Source organism: Halorubrum sp. Atlit-26R (assembly GCF_003666015.1).
Lineage (GTDB): Archaea > Halobacteriota > Halobacteria > Halobacteriales > Haloferacaceae > Halorubrum.
The window spans coordinates 1-566 of the sequence record NZ_QPLT01000321.1 but is presented as its reverse complement, the minus strand read 5'-3'; the positions used below and the strand labels follow the sequence as shown (position 1 = coordinate 566).

1 protein-coding gene is annotated in these 566 nt (G+C 67.3%); it reads left to right on the top strand.

Annotated features, from left to right (window positions below; genetic code table 11):
• Positions 1-566: sugar phosphate nucleotidyltransferase (locus DVK07_RS20765; protein ID WP_255410505.1), on the top strand; the 566-nt coding region annotated here is incomplete at both ends.

The window sequence follows — 566 nt, the reverse complement described above, 5'->3', positions numbered from 1 at the left end:
GCATCGTCGAGAAGCCCGCCGACCCGCCGACGAATTTCGCGAACGTCGGCTGTTACGCGTTCGGGCCAGAGGTGTTCGAGTATATCGACAGAACACCCGAGAGCGAGCGCAGCGAGTACGAGATCACGACAACGATCGAGCTCCTCCTCGACGACGGCCATCAGATCGACGTGGCGCGGTACGACGGCACCTGGCTCGACGTCGGGCGTCCGTGGGAGCTGTTAGAGGCGAACGAACTGGCGCTCGCGGAGTACGACGACGACCCCGAACTCGCCGGCACCGTCGAAGACGAGGTCCACCTCCACGGGCCGGTCGTCGTCGAGGAGGGCGCGCGAGTGCGCTCGGGAGCCTACGTCGAAGGACCTGCGTTGATCCGCGAGGGCGCTGACGTTGGGCCGAACGCGTACGTCCGCGGGGCGACGGTGATCGGTCCGGACGCCCACGTCGGCCACGCGGTCGAGGTGAAGAACTCGGTGCTGATGGCCGACGCCTCGGTTGGCCACCTCTCGTACGTCGGCGACTCGGTACTCGGCCGCGCGGTGAACTTCAGTGCGGGGACGAACGTG